The following is a 19865-nucleotide window of genomic DNA, read 5'->3' as shown; positions in this document are numbered from 1 at the left end:
CATTGGTTTGAAGGAAGCGCGATGCTGATAACGCGGGTTGACAGCATCGCAGCTTACTCACTCGTATTGACATTGGAATTGAAGATTGTTATGATTAGCGTATAAAACCCACTATTTTTATCGGAAATTAAATGAACGGTACAAAATTAAAGTGATTGACTAAGATTGATCTACAATATGATTTCGCATTTTTTAATATATCATCTACAGTCAGGGAGGAATTATCATGGCTAAAGTTGTTAATAACATCACCGAACTTATCGGGGAAACCCCCCTCGTTCGCCTCAACCGGATCGTACCGGAAGATAGCGCTGAAATCTATTTGAAACTGGAATATCAGAACCCAGGCTCCAGTGTAAAAGACCGTATTGCGATTAGTATGGTAGAAGAAGCTGAACGTGAAGGTCTGCTTAAGCCAGGCGGTACCATTATTGAAGCAACTAGCGGTAATACAGGAATCGGCTTGGCTATGGTTGCTGCTGCGAAGGGCTATAAGGCAGTCATCGTTATGCCAGAAACGATGAGCATAGAGCGTCGTAATTTGTTGCGCGCTTATGGAGCCGAACTTGTGTTAACACCAGGATCAGAAGGCATGAACGGGTCCGTTAAGAAAATGGAAGAATTGCTGAGTGAAAATCCGGATTATTTTGCTGCTGAGCAGTTCAAGAACAAAGCTAATATCAAAATTCACCGTGAAACGACCGGTCCTGAGATTGTGGAAGCCATTCATTCCATTGGCGGAACTCTGGACGCTTTTATAGCGGGAATAGGTACTGGCGGAACCATTTCTGGAGCCGGTGAAGTGCTTAAGAAAGAATTCCCTGATATTAAAGTTGTGGCCGTAGAACCTGCCTCTTCCCCGCTGTTAGCAGGCGGTAAGCCAGGACCCCACAAGATCCAAGGGTTGGGTGCCAACTTTATTCCTGAAATTTTAAACCGTGATATCTATGATGAAATTATTCATGTAGAAAACGACGAAGCTTTCGAGGTAGCACGTAGAGTGGCCAAGGAAGAGGGCATTTTGTCCGGTATTTCATCTGGCGCGGCTGTCCATGCGGCTTTGAAACTTGCTAAGCAATTGGGCAAGGGTAAACGGATCGTTGTCATTATTCCAAGTAATGGAGAACGTTACCTGAGTACACCACTGTACAATTTCGAGCTGTAATTATGTCGTAATTGTGTATACTATACGTAAGGATTCCCTCATTTCCCTGTTGCAGGGGAGTGGGGGTTTCTTTTTAAGGAGAGAATGTAGACTTATTGAAAAGTTGGGAAGGGGAAGCACACACGGATGAAATCGACAGCTAGAGTGACGGAGGCGCAGTGGCAGGTTTGGCAGGAGGAAGGCTGGAGCATACTTCCCTATATCGCTGAGTACCCATTACCCGTGGGAGGGCTACCGTCATCGTGGCGGAAGGCTTGGGAGGATTCGTCGCCATATGCCTTTTTGCTGGAGAGCGCTAAAGGTGGGAGGTACACCTATCTGGCCTTAAATCCGGTTGCTGTATTGGAAGGCAAGGGAGAACATGCAGTTTGGACTGACTTGCAAAGTGGGAAGCATGGAGATATACATGGTCAACCTTTGAAAGTCATGAACAACTGGATCGCTCCTTACCGTGCACCGCGTGTACCTGGCATGCCCTTTTTCTCTGGAGGATTTGCGGGTTATCTTGGATACGATGTAGCTCGCTCGTTGGAGCGTTTGCCATCTCAAGCTGCAGACGATACGGGCATACCTGATTATGTATGGATGAGGGTGAATGAGTTATGGATTTATGATCACGAAAAATCCTGCATATATTGTGCTGTTCATATGCCCAATCCTGCCCGCTCCGGTGAATTCAGTAGCCAGACTGATTTGGCTAATGAGCTTATGGTGGATGAGACCATATCGATACTTGGCAAACTTTATGCCGAAGCGGTCCAACGTGCAGAACGCATGCTGACTCAGTGGAAGAACATCATACATGCGGGAGAGACTGATCCAGCTCATCCTCGCCGTTGTGCTCGGCTGTCCGAAAAAGGATTAGAGGCTGCTCATCAAGAATCTGAAGGTTGGACAGCGGCATTCAGCCAACAAGATTTTGAACAGGCCGTAAGACGTGTGCAGGAATATATTGCCCAAGGGGATGTATTCCAGGTTAACTTGTCGATTCGTCAGCAACGTACGCTTGCAGCCCTTCCTGAGAATATATATGAATGGCTTCGTCTGCTGAATCCATCCCCTTATATGGGTATGCTGCGTATGCCGGATTTACGGATCGTCAGTGGATCGCCAGAATTGTTGGTGAAGCTGGAGGATGGACGTGTGAGCGCCCGACCTATTGCAGGTACGAGAAGAAGGGGGCTAACACCGGACGAAGATGCCGCTATGGCAGCAGAGCTTCTATCAAGCGAAAAAGAACGCGCCGAGCATATTATGCTCGTCGATCTGGAGCGTAACGATATCGGACGGATTGCCGAATACGGATCGGTGCATGTACCTGAACTGCTGACTGTCGAGTATTATTCGCACGTTATGCATTTGGTTTCTCAGGTGGAGGGGAAGTTAGCCTCAGGTCGTACAGCTATAGATGTAATTGCGGCTACTTTTCCAGGCGGAACCATTACCGGGGCACCCAAGGTGCGCACGATGGAAATCATCGAAGAATTAGAGCCTGTCCGGCGGGGGCCTTATACTGGGTCCCTTGGATGGATTGACTATAACGGTAATATGGAATTAAATATTATAATAAGAACACTAGCTGTTAAAGGCAGCACTGCCTATTTACAGACAGGTGCGGGGATCGTCATTGATTCAGACCCGTACAGGGAATATCGGGAATGTCGGAACAAGGCCAAAGCTGTCATGAAGGCGGTACAATGTGGTGAAGAAGAAGCCGCTTTGAGCAGAAGCGGTATCACAGGAGGGTGAGTCGTATGATTTTGGTGATTGATAATTATGATTCGTTTACGTACAATCTTGTTCAGTATTTGGGTGAACTTGGCGAAGAAGTAACCGTAAAACGGAACGATGAGATTGATGTGAAAGGCATAGAAGAGCTGGCACCAGAGCATATTTTGATCTCGCCGGGTCCATGCACGCCGAATGAGGCGGGGATATCACTGGATGTGATCAGCCATTTTAAAGGTCGCATTCCGATTTTTGGCGTTTGCCTCGGCCATCAGGCCATCGGACAGGCTTTTGGCGGTAAGGTTATCCGGGCTGAACGACTCATGCACGGTAAAACCTCACCGATTCTTCATCACAATACGTCAGTATTTGAAGGCTTGCCTTCTCCGTTCACAGCAACCCGGTATCACTCATTGCTGGTAGAGCGCGAGAGTCTGCCTGAGTGTCTAGAGATTACCGCTGAAACCGCAGAAGGTGAAATTATGGGTTTGCGGCATAAAGAATTTTCCGTAGAAGGAGTTCAGTTCCATCCAGAATCCATTATTACGGATTACGGGCATCAACTGTTACGCAATTTCCTAAAACGCAAGGTAGGCGTCTGATTCATGAAATATATCGGAGTCAACGGCGTCCTCACGGAAGCCGCAAAAGCCGTGGTTCACGTAAGTGATCACGGCTTTTTATACGGAATGGGCTTGTTTGAAACATTCCGGACCTATAAGGGTGTTCCGTTCTTGCTGGATCGGCATCTACGTCGACTGGAGGAAGGCTGCCGAATGCTCGGCATTCCTTTTCAACCGGATGAGGAGCAACTTACGAGACACATCCAACATCTGATGGTGGCGAATGGACTGGATGAAGCCTATATCCGCTACACCGTATCAGCGGGTGAAGAGGCGCTAGGATTGCCGACGGGTGACTATACGCGCCCCAACCATATTTTGTTTGCCAAACCGTTGCCCTCTACCAATACACAAACCGGGCAATCCACTTCCCCATCGGCGCTTCAGTTGTTGCGAACCCCCAGAAACACTCCAGAGGGTGAGGTTCGCTTAAAGTCGCTCCATTATATGAATAACATTCTTGCGAAGCGGGAACTTCAGCAGTATGCCGAGGCTGTCCGTTATAAGGCTGAAGGAATGATGCTTACGGCGGATGGTTTTCTGGCAGAGGGAATGGTCAGCAATTTGTTTTTTGTGCGGAATAATACGCTGTATACCCCTGACTTGTCTACAGGGATTCTGCCAGGCATTACACGTGAATTCATTTTGGAGCTGGCGCATCTGCGAGACATTCCTTGTGAGCAAGGCTTGTACCGCTGGGACGAGCTGAAACAGGCTGATGAAATTTTTATGACCAACTCTATACAAGAAATACGGCCCGTGGATTTGTTGTTGGAGCCGGGAGGAGCAACCAACCATGTATCGGTTCTCTTGACGCACCCCAAGTCCATAACAGCTTTGCTGTTGCACGATTATAGACAGAAAGCAGGGATCAAGTGAACATACCGACCCTTTATCAACGTAGTTACCGAATGGGGGATGCCGAGCTTACGCTCGGACATTCTACACAGATCATGGGTATACTGAATGTGACCCCAGATTCATTTTCCGATGGAGGATTACATTATAACCCGGAGATTGCTGTTTTACATGCATTGAAGCTGGTGGAAGATGGAGCCGATATCATTGACATTGGCGGGGAGTCTACCCGTCCCGGTCATGATCCAGTAGGTGTGGAAGAGGAGCTGGCTCGGGTCATTCCGGTCGTTCAGGCCATCCATCGTATCGCACCGCACATTCCATTATCTGTAGATACTTACAAAGCTGAAGTAGCCAGAAAGGCACTCGAAGCTGGCGCACATATCATTAATGATGTGTGGGGGTTTAAGGCAGACCCTGATATGGCACGTGTAGCTTCGGAATTCGATTGCCCGGTCATTTTGATGCATAATCGTCATGACCGTAACTATAGTGATTTAGTTTCTGATATGCTGTCCGATTTAAAAGAGAGTATCCGATTAGCGCTGGATGCGGGGGTACGTGAGGAACAGATCATTTTAGACCCAGGTATCGGTTTTGCCAAGGATTACGATGAAAATATTCATGCCATGACTTCTCTCGATAGATTGGGTCAGCTGGGCTTTCCGCTGTTATTGGCTACGTCGCGCAAAAGATTTATTCGTACAGCACTGGATTTGCCTGTGAATGATGTGGTGGAGGGCACGGCGGCTACTGTTGCTTTTGGCATTGCTCAAGGGTGCCAGATTGTGCGTGTACACGATGTGGCGCAAATCAAGCGCACCGTACGTATGTGTGATGCGATGGTGTACGGGTCTAAAAATGCACTGAGTTATGGTGGTTAGGAGACGCTTCATGAATGATTTGATCCTGTGATCGCTGTTGCAACGGGATTCTTTTGAATTGGTAAAACATATGACTGTAGGAATCCCGTTGAGTATATGCTTACGATGTAGCTTTTCCTTGAAAAGCTTTGGAGGCGAGCGCTACGCTTCTCCGGATTCAAATCCTTCATTCCGCTACAACGCACCATAAAGTCACTGTATTTTTTAGAGAGAAATTAATGTAAGAAGAACGGAAAAAATAGTAGAACGAAAACGAAGTGGACGGAATGGTGCTGTACAAGCGAAGCGGTCGCCTTTGTGCCAGGATTCCAACCATTTTATCCTAATATAAGGAAATCTGGGCACAACAGCGATGGGAAGTACCATCCGACCGCGTAGTGGTGCCGCGTGTACACCTTTAGTTGAGCTTATTTAGAAAAATCTAATAAATAACAGGGGGCCTACCCACAATGGATAAAATGAAATTGCATCGTATGGAGTATTACGGATATCATGGCGTTTTTCCAGAGGAACGTAAGCTGGGACAACGTTACTATATTGATTTGGAACTGGAGCTTGATCTGCGTGAAGCGGGTGAGCAGGATGCTTTGGACAAAACGGTTAATTACGCCGAGGTGCATTACACCGTTAAAGATATTGTAGAAAAGGAGTCTTACCAATTGATTGAAGCTTTGGGCGAACGTATTGCATCTTCCCTACTGGACACTTATACTAGTGTCAATGCACTGACTGTCAAAGTCACGAAGCCGCATCCGCCATTTGATATTCATTTTCAAGGCGTGACGGTTGAGCTTTATCGCGCAAGAAAGTAGGAACGATACATGAATGCACATTCGACCTCTGAGGCATCAGAGGCTTATATTGCTTTAGGGGCTAATTTGGGGGAGCGCGAGCATACCCTGTATGAAGCCATTACGACGCTGGACGAACATCCGGGTATCCGGGTAATACGGTGCTCCAGCCTGTACGAAACAGAGCCTGTTGGGTATCTGGATCAACCTTCTTTTTTGAACATGACGGTAGCCCTATCTACAACACTTGCTCCAGAGGAGCTTCTGGTATATATGCTGGAGGTGGAGAGTCGTCTGGGGAGAGTAAGACATATTCCTAATGGTCCACGAACCATTGATCTGGACTTGTTATGGATGGGAGCGGCACAACTGGCTACACCGGATTTGGAGCTTCCTCACCCTCGCATGTTGGAGCGTGCTTTTGTACTGGTTCCCTTGGCTGACATCGTTCCGAACCAAGATCCGTCCGGTCTGTACAGTATCGTGCATACTGCATTGAATTCTGTGGATGGAAAGGACGGCATACAGCTTTGGAAAACATGCAGCTGGCGCAACGACTCCGCGCCTTTCGGAAACTAAAAGGGTTCACACAGCAGGAGTTGGCAGAGCGTACCGGTATATCTTTGACTGTATTAGGTGCTGTGGAGCGAGGCAATCGTACAATAGACTTAGACATGCTGAACATTATCGCCCAAACGCTAGAAATTGAAGTCCGGGAACTGACGGAATGACGATAAATAATGATACAAAAGAAAGAATAAAGGGGTGAACAGATATGTTGAAAATCGGCGGTATTGAAATGAAAAACCAAGTCGTTCTGGCTCCGATGGCAGGCGTGTGCAACCCTGCTTTTCGCCTGATCGCCAAGGAATTCGGTACAGGCTTGGTATGTGCAGAGATGGTTAGTGATAAGGCGATCATTCACGGCAACAAGCGTACACGTGAGATGCTGTTTGTAGATGAGCGCGAGAAGCCGCTTAGCTTGCAAATTTTCGGAGGCGACCGTGAAACTCTGGTGGAAGCAGCGAAGGTCGTAGATCAGGAAACGAATGCAGATATTATTGATATCAATATGGGTTGCCCGGTTCCCAAAGTGACCAAATGTGATGCAGGTGCTCGTTGGCTGCTCGATCCAAACAAGATTTATGAAATGGTATCGGCGGTAGTGGAATCAGTAAACAAGCCGGTTACTGTGAAAATGCGTATTGGTTGGGATAGTGAGCATATTTATGCCGTAGAGAACGCTCGCGCTGTTGAACGTGCCGGAGGACAGGCCGTTAGCGTACATGGCCGTACACGGGAGCAACTGTATACGGGACTTGCGAATTGGGATATTATAAAAGAAGTTAAAGAAGCAGTTTCCATTCCTGTAATTGGAAATGGCGATGTGGCATCACCGGAAGATGCTCGCCGTATGCTGGATTTGACCAATTGTGATGGCGTTATGATCGGACGCGGTGCTCTGGGGAATCCGTGGATGCTCTATCGTACGATTGAGTACTTGCAAACAGGTGAGCTGTTGCCCGATCCTGCACCGGAAGAAAAAATTCGTATTGCCATTCTGCATATGGATCGTCTGGTTGCTTTGAAGGGTGAAGCAGTAGCTGTTCGTGAAATGCGCAAGCATCTGGCTTGGTACCTCAAGGGACTTAAAGGTTCAGCACGTATTAAGGATGTCATTATGGAAGAAACAAAGCGCGACGATATGGTACGTATTTTGGATCAATTTGTATCTCAATTGCACATGGTAGAAAACGATGAGCCTTTTACAAGTGCTGCATCTCCTGCTGCTGTTGCGCAATAAGGAAGCTGTTCCTGCCTGTGCGTGCGATTGACTTTTCCAATTGCTTGCCCTATAATCGTTCAGTATAAAATCTTGATGTATGCTACAAATTGTGTGCAGCTCTCAAGACAACAGCAGGAAATGTTCTCATTCCCTCAGAGTGGCATATTATGTTTTGAAAGCGTGCATTCCGATGCACTTTTAAACTTTTCCCATGACAGGAGAATCGGTTAAGATGAGCGATAAAGAAGTCATTCTGACACAGGAAGGTCTTAGAAAGCTCGAAGATGAGCTTGAGAACTTAAAGTCTGTCAAACGCCGCGAAGTGGCTGAACGGATTAAGGTAGCCATCGGATACGGAGATATTAGTGAAAACTCCGAATATGAGGATGCGAAGAATGAGCAGGCCTTTATTGAAGGCCGTGTAATTACGTTGGAAAAGATGCTACGCAATGCCCGCATTATCAATAGTGATGAAATTGACACCGATGTTGTGGGAGTAGGCGCAACTGTGACTGTTGAAGATTTGGAATTCGGAGATATTACAGAGTATGCTATCGTAGGTTCTGCCGAATCCGACCCGCTACAGAACAAGATTTCGAATGAAAGTCCGGTTGGCAAGGCAATTCTCGGTAAGAAAAAGGGAACTGTTGTGGATGTCACCGTTCCAGCAGGCGTTATTCAATATAAAATCGTGGATATCAAGAAATAAGACACGGACTTTGGAATTTAATGTAAAAGCTTCCTTGTGGAAGCTTTTTTTCTCTACACCCGGACGGACCCCGGCCCGTCTATTCATATTGAAGGAGCTGATTTAGCACCATGTCGGATGAAACTACTAACCAGGAAACACAAGAAAACCGCGAGGAATTAAGTGAATTATTGCAAATTCGTCGTGCCAAATTGGACGAGCTTCGCTCATTGGGCATTGATCCTTTTGGACGCAAATACATACGCACGGCTGAAGCGGGCGTACTACTGAGCAAGTATGACAGTTTGACTAAGGAAGAACTGGAAGAAAAGAATATTGAAGTTAGCATAGCAGGCCGCATTATGGCTAAACGTGTTATGGGAAAAGCCAGCTTTGCTCATATACAGGATCTTAGCGGACGTATTCAAATTTATGTTCGTCAAGACACAGTACCTGAATCCAAATATAAAGCATTTGGCATTTTGGATCTGGGCGATATTGTTGGTGTTAAGGGTGTGCTCTTTAAGACCAAAACAGGCGAAACGACAATCAAAGTGCTGGATATTGAGGTCTTGTCCAAATCCTTGTATCCATTACCAGAGAAATATCATGGTCTGAAGGATGTTGAATTGCGTTACCGTCAGCGCTATGTCGATCTGGTTATGAACCCTGAAGTACAAAAAACGTTCATTACACGGTCCCGTATTATTCAATCCATGCGTCGTTATCTCGATTCGCTCGGCTATTTGGAAGTTGAAACCCCAACATTGCATTCCATTGCTGGCGGAGCGGCAGCGAAGCCATTTGTTACGCACCATAATGCATTGGACATGCAGCTTTATATGCGTATTGCTATTGAACTCCATTTGAAACGACTAATTGTCGGCGGAATGGAGAAAGTATATGAGATCGGTCGTGTTTACCGTAATGAAGGTATTTCGACCCGCCATAACCCTGAGTTTACGATGATTGAGCTGTATGAAGCGTATGCTGATTATAAAGATATCATGCAATTGACGGAAAACATGGTTGCACATATTGCGCAAGAAGTACTGGGCACACAGCACATTCAATATCAAGGCCAGGAAGTGGATCTGACGCCGCAATGGCGCAGAGTCTCCATGGTTGATGCTGTTAAAGAAGTAACAGGCGTAGACTTTAGCGTGCAGATGAGTAATGAAGAAGCTCATCGCCTTGCGAAAGAGCATAAAGTTCCGGTTGAACCGCACATGACCTTTGGCCATATCCTGAATGCATTCTTTGAGCAGTTCGTAGAAGAAACGCTCATTCAGCCAACCTTTATTACGGGACATCCGGTTGAAATCTCGCCGTTGGCCAAGAAAAACGAACAAGATCCGCGGTTTACGGATCGCTTTGAGCTGTTCGTGGTCGCTCGTGAGCATGCGAATGCGTTCACTGAGCTGAATGATCCAATCGACCAGCGCCAACGTTTTGAAGCTCAATTGCTGGAACGTGAGCACGGTAACGATGAGGCTCATGAAATGGATGATGACTTTATCCGCGCCTTGGAATACGGTATGCCGCCAACAGGCGGATTGGGCATCGGCATCGATCGTTTGGTCATGTTGCTGACAGATGCGCCTTCCATTCGCGATGTGCTGCTTTTCCCGCATATGCGTAACCGTACAGTAGAATAACATAACATTATGAATATAGAGGATCAGCCGGGTTTCCCGTGTCTTGTTCCTCTTTTTCATAAGAACGGATGGAGAGAATACTCTAATGAAACGCAGCGTCAAGCTTAGTCGGTTCGCATCGCCTCCTTTTATATTGGTCATTGGATATTTATTGATTATTGCATTGGGTACTTTGCTACTGATGCTTCCTGTTGCCAATCATAGTGGTCATGCTCCGCATTGGATTGATTCGCTTTTTACGTCCGTCTCAGCCGCTTGTGTCACAGGACTGGTCGTCGTTGACGTCGATTCAACGTATACGATGTTTGGCGAAACCGTCATTTTGGTGCTGATGCAGCTAGGCGGGCTGGGGTTTATGACCTTAGCGACCTTGTTTGCGCTGTTATTGGGGCGGCGATTATCGCTGAAGGATCGGTTGCTGCTTAAGGAGGCTATTAATGCCGATAGCATGGAAGGGATCGTGCGTATTATTCGCAAGGTGCTGATCTTTTCTTTTACCATTGAGGCGATAGCTGCCGTTGTCTTGGCTTTGCGGTGGATGCGAGAGATGCCTGTCGGACAAGCGATCTATTATGGAATATTCCATTCCGTATCCCTCTTTAATAACGGGGGATTCGATCTGTTCGGGACTAGCTTCCAACAGTACGCTGGAGATTTTGTTTTCAATATGATTGCATCTGTGCTCGTTATATCAGGAGGCTTGGGTTTCCTTGTACTTAGCGATTTGTTCGATTTTCGCCGTACCCGGAGACTATCTCTACACTCCAAAATGGTGCTAAGCGTGTCGGGAGCGCTCATTGTGATTGGTGCGCTGGTTTTATTTATTTTTGAGTTTACCAATGCACGAACCTTGGGTGCGCTGAACTGGGAAGGCAAAGTATATGGAGCTGTCTTTCAATCGGTCTCCACGAGATCATCAGGTACGAGCACAGTCGATATCAGCGGGTTAAGGCAGGCAAGTCAGTTTTTTATTATGTTGCTGATGATTATCGGTGCTTCTCCGGGCTCCACGGGAGGAGGAATCAAAACGACTACGTTTCTGCTTATGGTAGGTGCGCTAATCGCCGTCATGCGAGGACAGAAGGAAATTGTATTTTTCCGTCATAGGGTCCCCAAAGATATCATGATGCGGGCGCTGACCATTATTGTACTAGCCCTATTTATATTCTCGATTGTGGTTATACTGCTCTTAATGACAGAGGATGCCCCATTTCTCTCCCTGGCATTTGAGGCTGCTTCCGCAATTGGAACGGTAGGGTTGTCCGTAGGAGTGACGCCAGGGTTGTCTGACGCAGGCAAGCTGATTATTTGTGTGACTATGTTTATTGGTCGAATTGGTCCTCTTACGATTGCCTATGCCATTCGTCCACGCTCAACCAAGACATTGTACCGTCGTCCCGAAGGGCATATCGTAATTGGATAGTGTATCTGTAAAAAAGATGTACCCGTGCTGATTAGCATAGGTACATCTTTTTTTCATTTCAGATCATCATAATTCTTTATGGGTAGCATATGATGTAAAATGCCCATTTTGAGAACGAGACGAAATAGTTTGAACAGATACTGTTTTTCATAGAAAAAACGGCTATTTGTTTCCTTTTATGTAATTATAGACAAAATACTAGGAATATTATGTATAATATTGTATGATAGTGGGCATGAAAGGGGGATAGTTGAGGTGAATACCAATTTCTAATTTGAAAGGAATCGTCCATTATGTATTTATTTATTATTAGTGCTGAGGTTTTGTTTTGGGTTTTTGTTGTTGCAGGGTTAGTCGCAAGGTATATGTTTGGGTTGAAGAAATTAGGTGGGCTTCTTTTAGTCTTTACCCCAATTATTGATATCCTGTTACTAATTGCGGTGTTCATCACGGTGAAAAGTGGCATGGAGATTACGACTGCTACTGGCTTGGCGGCCTGTTATTTTGGTATTACAGTAGCATTTGGTCATAGGTTAATTAAGTGGGCGGATGTACGGTTCTCCCATTGGTTTGGTAAGGGACCCAAGCCTGAACGCAAGTATGGTGCTGCTCATGCAAAAGAGGAACGGATAGGTTGGTTGCTTCACCTTTTGGGTTGGGCTATAGGTAATGCTTTGTTGCTCGCCATCATTGTGTATGTTGATGATCCTCAGCGTACGGCGTCTTTGGAGGGCATTATGCAAACATGGGCGATCGTTCTGGTAATCGACTTTGTTGTCTCCTTTAGCTATACTTTAGCTCCCAAAAAACAAAAGCGTAGTCTATAAAGGTTAAGGTTTTACACTTAGATGATATCTGGCTGGTCACTCAGGATGTTCAAATCGGGAGAGTCATTGTTGGTGAAAATGAAGTGGTTACTTCCGGTAGTGGGGTGAGTCTGTCATCGGAATGTAAATATTTACAAAAATATGCGGATTTTATGTTTAACTTACTTTGACAGTCACCTTATTTTCGCCTCGCTATCTTTTTTCACACACATGTATCCCTTTCGATTTGAACACAGACCAACAGAAGCAACACAATTATTTTTTGTGAGATGACAGACAGCATACATGATGTGTTACACAAATTTTAAAATAAATTTTGTGATTTGCCTAAAACGTCGCCTATCTAAGTTTGGCAATTAACGCGATAATATTCCAGGAAAGATTACATATGTCTATAAATGTAGACATACTCAATTAAGTTGTTATTTTGTTTAATAATGTAAAAAAAGAAAGGTGGTTTCTGTGGCAGTACTACTGAGCGGTAAGAACATTTTGATTATGGGCGTGGCTAATAACAGGAGTATTGCTTGGGGGACAGCTCAATCTTTAGCTGCTGAAGGGGCACAACTCATTTTTACTTACGAAAATGAGAGGGTTGCAGAGCGGGTACTAAAGCTTGCTGAAACCATTCCGGGAGCACTGGTCTGTCCTTGCGATGTACAAAGCAATGAAGAGCTTGATGCATTGGCGGATTTTCTAAAAGAAAAAGTAGGCGTGTTGCATGGTTATTTTCACAGTGTCGCCTATGCTAAGGCTGAGGATTTGGATGGCTTGTTCGTTGACACTTCTCGCGAGGGATTCGCCGTTGCACAAGAAATCAGCGCCTATTCCTTGGCTGCTGTATCCCGTCGAGTGTACCCACTGATGACAGAGGGTGGGAGTATCGTCACCATGACGTATATTGGCGCAGAACGAGCGATCAAAAATTACAATGTTATGGGTGTGGCGAAGGCTTCACTGGAAGCCAGCATGCGCTATCTGTCGAATGATCTGGGCACATATGGCATTCGTGTAAATGCGATTTCCGCTGGTCCGATACGGACTTTGGCTGCCTATGGCATTAAGGATTTTAACACAATGCTCAAACATATTGAAGAAACTACGCCCTTACGCAAGACGGTTGATACGTCTGAAGTCGGAGATACGGCGTTATTCCTATTTTCCCATTTATCGAGAGGCATTACGGGTGAAGTTATCCATGTAGATGCTGGATACCATATTACGGGGATGTAAGGAGGGAACGTTGTGCTTATTACGCATACGGATTGCCGGATTATCTCATCTGAAGGAATTATGACCAGGGAGCGTCTGGAGCGAGACGTTACGATCTTCTCCCGGATGTTGACTCTCAGAGGCATTCCCGAAGACGGTAGAGTGATTCTGAAAGCGGCCAATTCTTATTGGTTTGTTGTGTCTCTGTTCTCCCTGTGCAATATCGCTGTTTCGGTGACTGTGGTGGACGAGCAGACTGTGCTCGATGAGGTGGCCCAAATTTATGATGAAGCAGGTGCCTGTTGTATCCTTACGGATTCCGATTTAGAACTCCCTCATGCTCTCGTTATTCTGATTCAAGATTTGATTCAAGAAGAAACAGCACATCCGGATTGGGTGGGAGAGCCAAAGCTCGAAGCCCTCGACTTTAACAAGTGGTGCGAGAGGCCAGATGCGCTCATTCTGTATTCTTCAGGTACGACGGGAAAACCCAAGGGAATCGTGAAAGCTGGTTCAGCTTTTATGGAGAATATCAGGCATTCTATACACGCCATGAACTACCTACCGTCTGACCATATGCTCCCCGTTGTGCCATTCTCTCATTTTTATGGAATCTCACTTATCTTCTCCTGGTGGTTAACCTCATGTTCTCTCATCATCTGCAATCCAAAAAACCTCTGGAGCGTCATTGCAAGTATTACGAAAGACCGGGCGACGGTCGTAGATGCTAACCCCTCTGCTTTTTACACCTTGTTGCGTATGCTAAACCGAAAACCCGAACAACTGGAAATGGTCAAGGAAGCCCCGGTGCGCATGTGGTGCGTAGGCGGTTCCCCACTTACCCAAGACCTTGAAGAGAAATTTAACAACATATTTGGACAGCCCTTGCTGAATGGTTACGGCCTTTCTGAACTGGGCAACGTTACGCTAGGGACGCTAGAGTGTCCTAAGGGTTGTGGTCTACCATTACCTGGTGTGGATTTGAAAATACTAGATTCTACAGGCAAACAGCAGACGGACGGTGTCGTAGGCGAAGTGTGGATACGCAGTGCTGGATGCATGGAAGGTTATCTGAATCGTCCAGACCTGACGCAATCCGTTCTACAGGACGGTTGGTTCAAGACGGGGGATCTGGGCTATCTGGATGACGGAATGCTGTATGTCATTGGACGCAGCGGCAAGACGGTCAACCGGATGGGCTATATGGTATCTCCGGTCTATATTGAGGACCGCATTGGTTCTCTAGGTTACCGATCCTGCGTGATCACCTTGGAGGATGAGGCTAAAGGGACATTACTTTTTGCCTTCATCGAAGGCGAATCCTTGCAAGCCTTGTCTGTACTCCGCAAAGAAATAAATCGTGTGCTCCCTTCATACATGTTTCCCGATCTTTTGCTTCCGCTCGACCACTTTCCTTTAAATCGCAATGGAAAAGTGGATCGTTTGGAGATGGAGCGTATTGCCCTGGAAAAAGTTGCCTCCCGCAAAGTATAGCAAGATATTTACCAAAACCGCATATAGGAAAGGGAGAATGTGCCATGAATATAAATCCAGAATTGGCAGAAAACACACTGTTTTTGGAAAGGCATGAATCTATTCTGAAATGCCTCAATTATTTGATTGAAAATCGGCAGGAAGTGATGGATATTCTCACGCAATTTTCATCCTATCGGGCCGCCAATGCAGAAATTGACTCCACGATCCTCACACTTCAAGGTGCTCTGCAAGAAGTGCAGACCTATCAGCCAAGTCGGCAACGATCTATGGCTGTATTCATGCCTTCCAACGTCATTTTATACTCCTATGCATTATACCTTTTGATTCCGTCCCTGTACGTTGAAAATATAGACTTTCGCCCTTCTTCTCACGTAAATGAGTACGTCAACATGCTGCATGAAAAGCTTCAGGCTGTACATGGATTACCCATCTATATTCGCAAAGTTAGCCAGAAGGTGTTCATGGAGAATTCCGTGATGCCAGCTGATATTGTGGTGTTCACCGGGAGCTATACCAATGCGGAGAAGATCAAAAAACAGATTCGAAAAGATCAGCTCTACATTTTTTACGGACAAGGGCTAAATCCTTTCATCATCGGGCCTGATGCAGATCTGGAGCTGGCGGTTACCGATGTGATCCGAATGAGATTGTTCAACTCTGGACAGGACTGCCTAGGCCCCGACATCATTCTGGTACATCAAGATGTGAGTGAGCATTTCAAGGATCTGCTGATTCAACAGCTTGACCAACTCGTGTTTGGAGCCAACGATGACCCGAATGCAAACTATACCCCTATATTCTATAAAGACACGCTATATTCGGTTTCTGAATATTTTAACACGAACGATAAGTTTATTATTTACGGCGGCGGCATTGATTTCCGTACGAAAAAAATGGAGCCAACGGTTGTATATAGTGAATTGGATCAGAATCTGGAGATTATTGAGTATTTTTCGCCAGTCTTCAATGTAGTTAGCTACCAAAACGACGAGCAACTGATCAAGCGTATCTCCTCCAGTTATTTCAGTGAACGTGCAATGGGTTGCAGCTTATACGGATCGGAGCACCTGACTGACGTTCTACGAAAGAAGCACACATTGACCATTAATCAGACGCTTGAGGATGTGGATCAAGGCAATAAGCCTTTTGGTGGCTACGGCACGATGTCGAACTATATTTTTTACGATTTCAAGCTCATTTCAAAGCCGATCTTGATTTCAGAAATTGTCGCAGAATATTTGTCGGAAAAGAGGAGTTTGGTATGACTGCGAGCTTTTTTCCCTGGGATGCCATCATTGGCTACTTAAAATCGGCTGGGGTTCAGCATCTCTTTGGATTACCAAGTGATGACCTCAAAATCGTATCGTCACTCCCCTCATCCGGTATGGATTTTATTTTGTGCAAAGATCAACGTAATGCTGTGTTCATGGCAGCAGGTTATGCGCTCACGACCAACCAGATGTCCGTATGTGTTGTGGGTAAAGGGCCTGCGCTCAGTAATACACTTACAGGGCTGCTGGAAGCCAAGAACCTGGGCGCTCCGCTCTTGCTTCTGGCGCTTGGTACCGGAGGAGATAAGCTGGGTACCCGATCCTTTCAGGAAGCCGATCAAATCTCACTTGTGAAGCCGCTTGTAAAATGGGCTTATCGTGTCGAGCATGTAGATCGGCTTGTATGGGCGATGGAGCGGGCTGCCTTTTTGGCCATCAATGGAGCGCCGGGTCCTGTCTATATCGAACTCCCTGAAAACCTGATGGACCAGCCTGTGCCAACAGGACTTCAGTTTACCCCGCCCGAGAAGCTTTCGTGTTCTCCGTCTCTGCGGGAGTTGGATGCGGCTTGGGCGATTATAAAGACGGCGCGCAGGCCGCTCATTCTAGTCGGAGGGGGAATGAAGTCAGGTACAGGTGATGTGATTGAGCGGTTCGCTCACCAACATGGAGCGGCCTTGTTCGCAACTGCCTCGGGACGGGGTGTAGTGGATGAAGAACACGAACTTTTCTGCGGTGTTGCCGGACTCTATACGGATCTCAGTCTAAGACAAATCTGGAAGGAATCTGATGTGGTGATCACACTGGGCAGCCGCTTGGAAGAAACGGCTACGTTCGAGTGGGATATTCTGCTACAGGATACACCTTTGATTCAAGTCAATGTAAATCTGGAGGATTTTGCACACGAATACAGGGGTATCAAAGTGCTTGGTGATGGATATGCAGCAGTGGAGCAATGGCATGATCGGCTAGGACAGAAGCCTGATGGAGTGTGGCTTGAAACGATTAGGAGCTGTAAAGAGAAGGCTTTTTCTCAAAGGGCTATCTATCTGGAGGAATTGAAAAAAGCTCCTGGGATCCACGTTCCTGAGCTGTTGGAAATCATTCAGACGGAGTTTCCTGAAAATCTAGTGCTTCTTCAAGAAAATGGATTGCAGGATATGTGGTCCTATTTTTATCCATATTTCCGCTTTGCCCAAGGCTCTCTTTCGATTGTTCCTAGTGATCAAACGAGTCTTGGATTCGGTGCGGCTGCTGCTCTGGGAGCAAGTGTGGCAACGCAACGTCCAGTAGTGGCACTTGTAGGTGACGGTGCGTTCAATCTCTTCTCTTCGGATTTTATGACGGCGGTGGAGTATCAAATACCGTTAATCTATATCGTACTCAATAATGGTGGCTATGGTTGGTTGCAGAATCAGATGAATTATAAACATCTCACAGGGCAGTCCCTCCCATTTGTTTCTGAGGCGGCCAAGACAGGAATTCAAATTCCCCAGTATGAGTTTGTGGAAAGCCTCGCAATTCGGAGTAAGGGAGAGGCACGGGAACAGCTTCAGCTTGCTTGGCAAAAGTATCAGGAGAACAAGCTTGTGGTCGTCGAGGTATATGCTGATCTTGCGGATGTGCATGAAAAAATCAGTCATGTGTATGGCGACTTTCCTCTCTACGAGCAACAGGCTTCCAAGAATTAATTTCAACGAAGGACGTGGATACAGTGAGAAGACGTGTTGTAGTGACTGGACAGGGAGTCGTAACGCCGGTTGGGCTTAATCTTACGGATTTCTGGAATTCACTGTTAGAAGGAAAAAGCGGAATTGGACCTGTCACTGTTTTCGATACAGCGGACATTCCGACAAAGATCGGTGCACAGGTTACGGGCTTTGACCCATTGCAATATATGAGCAAGAAGGAAGCTAATAAAGTGGCACAGTTCACTCAGTTTGCTTTGGCGGCTGCCCGGCAGGCGGTGGAGCAATCCAAATTAGTGATTGATGAGCAGAATGCAAGTCGCGTGGGGGTTATTGTCGGCTCTGGAGCAGGCGGCCTCGACGTTATAGAGGAGAACTATGGGAAATTAACAAAGCTTGGTCCCAAAAGAGTTTCTCCTTATTTTGTTTCCTCGATGATGATTAATTCAGCACCTGGTGAAATCTCCATTGCTATTGGGGCCAAGGGGCCTTCGTTTGCTGTGGTTACAGCTTGTGCTACAGGAAGCAATGCCATCGGTGAAGCATTACGTACGATCCAGTACGGCACGGCTGATGTCGTGGTTGCCGGTGGAGCAGAAGCCAATTTTAGTCAGCTTGATCTGGCATCATTTGCGAATATTCATGCTCTCTCCAGACGTAATGAAGAGCCGCAGAAGGCTAGTCGTCCGTTTGATGTGGATCGTGATGGATTCGTCATCGGTGGAGGAGCAGGAGTCTTGGTGCTGGAGGAGTTGGAGTATGCTTTGAACCGCGGAGCCACCATTCTGGCCGAAGTTGTGGGTTACGGATGCACAACGGATGCGTATCATATCACGGCTCCAGATCCCTCTGGCTCCGGCCCGGCAGAAGCGATCAACATCGCACTGCAGGATGGCGGCTTAACACCGCAGGAAATCGACTATGTCAATGCCCACGGTACGAGTACGCCATTTAATGATCGTATGGAGATTAATGCTATTCAAAAAGTGTTCGGGGAGCATGCCCCCCTTTTGGCGATATCGTCTATTAAATCCATGACTGGCCATTTAATGGGCGGTGCAGGGGCAGTCGAATTAATTGCGACTGTGCAGAGCATGATTCACAGCAAAATACCACCGACACTCAATTGTGACAATCCGGAAGCTCCTGAATTGAACTTTGTGCCGCATGTATATCAGGAACGCGAGGTCCGCGCAGCGATTAGCAATTCATTTGGTTTCGGAGGGCACAACGTCTGCCTTGCTGTTCGCAAGTGGGAAGGGGAATAAGCCTGTGAGCGAAGAGCTAATCCATATCCCGGATGTGCTTCCTCACCGGTACCCTTTTCTTCTGTTGGATGGCGTGACCGGGTACGAAACGTCGCAGTGGGCGAAGGGATACAAGCTTGTCACCTGGAGTGAGTGGTTCATTACAGACAGTAATCCATACATGCCTCCTATGTTGATTGTGGAGTCGCTTGCACAATTGGCGGCATTCGTGGCGGTTGATAAAAAAGGGATTTCATACCTGACCAATCTCAATGGGATTCGGTTCCATAGCTTGGCGAAGCCTGGGGACCGAATTGATCTCTACTTTGAAGTGATCAAGCGTCGACGGGGCTATATTCTGGGAAGTGGTCGTGCTTCCGTAGGGGATCGATTGGTAGTTGAGGCGGAAGAAATTGTTTCACTGGATCAATGACGGTGTGGAAGCGCACGTTAAACTTTCCTTTTGTCCTCCTGACTGCCAGGTGCAGCGGGAGGATATTCACATCATGGAATAGGAGT

Annotated in this window: 19 protein-coding genes; all 19 read left to right on the top strand. The window is 46.5% G+C overall.

The window, feature by feature from the left end; translation table 11 throughout:
- Positions 1-226 precede the first annotated feature (226 nt).
- The 19 genes from cysK (at position 227) to ACEN8J_RS21920 (ending at position 19779) form a co-directional block, all read left to right on the top strand.
- Positions 227-1165 carry a cysteine synthase A gene (cysK, locus tag ACEN8J_RS22010; RefSeq protein ID WP_029514630.1) on the top strand — a complete coding sequence of 313 codons (939 nt, stop codon included), beginning with the start codon at positions 227-229 and terminating at the stop codon, positions 1163-1165.
- 126 nt (positions 1166-1291) lie between these two features.
- Positions 1292-2914 carry an anthranilate synthase component I family protein gene (locus ACEN8J_RS22005; RefSeq protein WP_340883967.1) on the top strand — a complete coding sequence of 541 codons (1623 nt, stop codon included), beginning with the start codon at positions 1292-1294 and terminating at the stop codon, positions 2912-2914.
- Positions 2915-2919: 5 nt separating this feature from the next.
- On the top strand, positions 2920-3495 hold the full coding sequence (gene pabA / locus ACEN8J_RS22000; RefSeq protein WP_165150716.1) for an aminodeoxychorismate/anthranilate synthase component II: 576 nt from the start codon (positions 2920-2922) through the stop codon (positions 3493-3495).
- Between the two features lie 3 nt (positions 3496-3498).
- On the top strand, positions 3499-4395 hold the full coding sequence (locus ACEN8J_RS21995) for an aminotransferase class IV (RefSeq protein WP_495593976.1): 897 nt from the start codon (positions 3499-3501) through the stop codon (positions 4393-4395).
- A complete protein-coding gene (gene folP, locus ACEN8J_RS21990; RefSeq protein ID WP_165150714.1) occupies positions 4392-5258 on the top strand; it encodes a dihydropteroate synthase in 867 nt (288 codons plus the stop codon). The genes ACEN8J_RS21995 and folP overlap by 4 nt, the downstream gene beginning before the upstream one ends.
- A gap of 449 nt (positions 5259-5707) precedes the next feature.
- Positions 5708-6070, top strand: coding sequence for a dihydroneopterin aldolase (gene folB / locus ACEN8J_RS21985; RefSeq protein ID WP_013368705.1), 363 nt, complete (start codon positions 5708-5710; stop codon positions 6068-6070).
- 9 nt (positions 6071-6079) lie between these two features.
- Complete coding sequence (gene folK / locus ACEN8J_RS21980) at positions 6080-6628, top strand: 2-amino-4-hydroxy-6-hydroxymethyldihydropteridine diphosphokinase (protein ID WP_495593975.1); 549 nt, start codon at positions 6080-6082, stop codon at positions 6626-6628.
- Positions 6580-6780, top strand: a complete 201-nt coding sequence (locus ACEN8J_RS21975) for a helix-turn-helix domain-containing protein (RefSeq protein ID WP_185156379.1) — start codon at positions 6580-6582, stop codon at positions 6778-6780. The genes folK and ACEN8J_RS21975 overlap by 49 nt, the downstream gene beginning before the upstream one ends.
- A 44-nt stretch (positions 6781-6824) precedes the next feature.
- Positions 6825-7853, top strand: coding sequence for a tRNA dihydrouridine synthase DusB (gene dusB / locus ACEN8J_RS21970; protein WP_165150712.1), 1029 nt, complete (start codon positions 6825-6827; stop codon positions 7851-7853).
- 214 nt (positions 7854-8067) lie between these two features.
- Positions 8068-8544, top strand: a complete 477-nt coding sequence (gene greA / locus ACEN8J_RS21965; RefSeq protein WP_013308160.1) for a transcription elongation factor GreA — start codon at positions 8068-8070, stop codon at positions 8542-8544.
- 110 nt (positions 8545-8654) lie between these two features.
- The gene (gene lysS, locus ACEN8J_RS21960) at positions 8655-10181 is read left to right on the top strand and encodes a lysine--tRNA ligase (protein ID WP_029514639.1); all 1527 of its coding nucleotides are present in this window, start codon (positions 8655-8657) and stop codon (positions 10179-10181) included.
- 85 nt (positions 10182-10266) lie between these two features.
- Positions 10267-11604 carry a TrkH family potassium uptake protein gene (locus tag ACEN8J_RS21955; RefSeq protein ID WP_209950324.1) on the top strand — a complete coding sequence of 446 codons (1338 nt, stop codon included), beginning with the start codon at positions 10267-10269 and terminating at the stop codon, positions 11602-11604.
- Positions 11605-11897: 293 nt separating this feature from the next.
- Positions 11898-12431 (top strand): hypothetical protein, encoded by a 534-nt coding sequence (locus ACEN8J_RS21950; RefSeq protein WP_029514641.1) that lies wholly within the window; start codon positions 11898-11900, stop codon positions 12429-12431.
- A gap of 462 nt (positions 12432-12893) precedes the next feature.
- A complete protein-coding gene (gene fabI, locus ACEN8J_RS21945) occupies positions 12894-13664 on the top strand; it encodes an enoyl-ACP reductase FabI (protein ID WP_029514642.1) in 771 nt (256 codons plus the stop codon).
- A 12-nt stretch (positions 13665-13676) separates the two neighbouring features.
- Positions 13677-15137: a class I adenylate-forming enzyme family protein gene (locus tag ACEN8J_RS21940; RefSeq protein ID WP_495593974.1), complete on the top strand. Its 1461-nt coding sequence runs from the start codon at positions 13677-13679 to the stop codon at positions 15135-15137.
- Between the two features lie 44 nt (positions 15138-15181).
- Positions 15182-16405: an aldehyde dehydrogenase family protein gene (locus tag ACEN8J_RS21935; protein WP_029514644.1), complete on the top strand. Its 1224-nt coding sequence runs from the start codon at positions 15182-15184 to the stop codon at positions 16403-16405.
- On the top strand, positions 16402-18102 hold the full coding sequence (locus ACEN8J_RS21930; protein WP_029514645.1) for a thiamine pyrophosphate-binding protein: 1701 nt from the start codon (positions 16402-16404) through the stop codon (positions 18100-18102). The genes ACEN8J_RS21935 and ACEN8J_RS21930 overlap by 4 nt, the downstream gene beginning before the upstream one ends.
- A gap of 23 nt (positions 18103-18125) precedes the next feature.
- Positions 18126-19367 carry a beta-ketoacyl-ACP synthase II gene (fabF, locus tag ACEN8J_RS21925; RefSeq protein ID WP_495593973.1) on the top strand — a complete coding sequence of 414 codons (1242 nt, stop codon included), beginning with the start codon at positions 18126-18128 and terminating at the stop codon, positions 19365-19367.
- Between the two features lie 19 nt (positions 19368-19386).
- Positions 19387-19779, top strand: a complete 393-nt coding sequence (locus ACEN8J_RS21920) for a 3-hydroxyacyl-ACP dehydratase FabZ family protein (RefSeq protein WP_029514647.1) — start codon at positions 19387-19389, stop codon at positions 19777-19779.
- Positions 19780-19865: the final 86 nt, after the last annotated feature.

This window comes from Paenibacillus sp. Paensp38, assembly GCF_059491915.1.
The sequence above is the reverse complement of the archived record's forward strand: the minus strand, read 5'-3'. Positions and strand labels throughout refer to the sequence as shown.